The organism is Pseudomonas sp. PB103 (assembly GCF_009764635.1).
Lineage (GTDB): Bacteria > Pseudomonadota > Gammaproteobacteria > Pseudomonadales > Pseudomonadaceae > Aquipseudomonas.
On the sequence record NZ_RWIL01000033.1, the window covers coordinates 1 to 1603 of the forward strand.

The following is a 1603-nucleotide window of genomic DNA, read 5'->3' on the forward strand; positions in this document are numbered from 1 at the left end:
CGATAAGACCACTTTGCGCATCAGCCCGACATCGGCCAACGCCCGATCAGTCACCCCGAAAAAGCCCCCGCCCTCACGCGACACCATCACATGCTCCAATGCGCAGAACTGTTGGCGGGTGGGTGCGCGCTGTAAATCCGGATGACCGACACGACCGGCCAGCACATAACGCTCCGTGAACAACGGTCGTGAGTGCAACTCCGGCGGCGCGTCTTCGCTGATGTGCAGAGCAATGTCGAAGATGCCCTGCTCCGCCTGTTTCACCAACTGCGCAGGTGTCAGATCGATCACGGCCAATCGCGTGCCCGGCGCCTGCTCGCGTAACCCGCTGAGCGCCGGGAGAACGACGGTCGATTCGCCGTAATCGGTAGCGGCGATTTTCCAGGTGTGCGTCGCCTGCGCCGGATCAAACGCACTGGCCGGCGCGACCGCCCTTTCCAATGCCTCCAACGCCTCGCGCAACGGTTCGCGCAATTCATCGGCGCGCGCAGTCGGGCGCATTCCTCGCGGCCCCGGCAGCAGCAACGGATCGCCAAAAATGTCGCGCAACTTGGCCAGATGCACACTCACCGAAGGCTGCGACAGGTTCAGCCGTTGCGCCGCGCGGGTGACGTTGTGCTCGGACAGCAACACATCGAGCGTGAGCAGCAGATTGATATCGAGGCGTCTCAAATTATTCACGGCTATACCAGACATATCAGACATTCATTTCCAATATACCGGGTGAACGCCGATCCTGCTGTCACTCAAGCACAGGAACTCACCATGAATGTCTTACTGGTCTACGCCCACCCTGAACCGACGTCCCTCAACGGCTCGCTGCGGGACTTCAGCGTCCAGCGCCTGCAAGCCGCCGGCCACACCGTGCAGGTCTCCGACCTCTATGCGATGAACTGGAAAGCCAGCCTCGACGCTGACGATGCCCCTAAGCGCGATGCGACGAAACCGTTCCATGCCTCGCTCGACTCGAAAGTCGCTTACGCCGAGGGCACTCAGGCTGCCGACATCGCCCGTGAGCAGGAGAAACTGCTGTGGGCGGATGCACTGATCCTGCAGTTTCCGCTGTGGTGGTTCACCATGCCGGCCATTCTCAAAGGCTGGGTCGATCGGGTGTACGCCTACGGTTTTGCCTACGGCGTCGGTGAACACTCCGACAGTCGTTGGGGCGAGCGTTATGGCGAGGGGAAAATGAAAGGCAAACGGGCGATGTTGATGGTTACCACTGGCGGGTGGGAGTCGCATTACGCGCCGCGCGGGATTAACGGGCCGATGGATGATCTGCTGTTTCCGATCCAGCACGGGATTCTGTACTACCCCGGTTTTGAAGTGGTGCCGCCGTTTCTGGTGTATCGCACCAGCCGGATGGACGCGGCGCGGTACGCCGAGACCTGCGACGAATTAGGCCGCCGACTGGATGAGTTGTGGAGTACGCGCCCGATTGCGTTTCGGCAACAGAACGCGGGCGATTACGAGATTCCGGCACTGACCCTCAAAGACCCAATCACCCCCGAGCGCCAAGGCTTCGCAGCACACCTCCTGTAGGAGCTGCCGCAGGCTGCGATCTTTTGACTTTGTTTTTCAAAAAGCAGATCAAAAGATCGCA

General features: G+C 60.4%; 2 protein-coding genes. One reads left to right on the top strand and one right to left on the bottom strand.

Features of this window, described 5'->3' with window-relative positions; genetic code table 11:
• On the bottom strand, positions 1–705 hold a 705-nt coding region (locus EJA70_RS05850), incomplete at its 3' end, for a LysR family transcriptional regulator (protein ID WP_158830115.1).
• Between the two features lie 60 nt (positions 706–765).
• Here EJA70_RS05850 and EJA70_RS05855 point away from each other — a divergent pair.
• On the top strand, positions 766–1542 hold the full coding sequence (locus EJA70_RS05855; RefSeq protein WP_158830116.1) for an NAD(P)H-dependent oxidoreductase: 777 nt from the start codon (positions 766–768) through the stop codon (positions 1540–1542).
• The last annotated feature ends 61 nt before the right edge of the window (positions 1543–1603 follow it).

Bases quoted from the DNA above. Each gene is read 5' to 3' on its own strand.
- EJA70_RS05855 (WP_158830116.1), top strand. From the start codon at position 766: ATGAATGTCTTACTGGTCTACGCCCACCCTGAACCGACGTCCCTCAAC.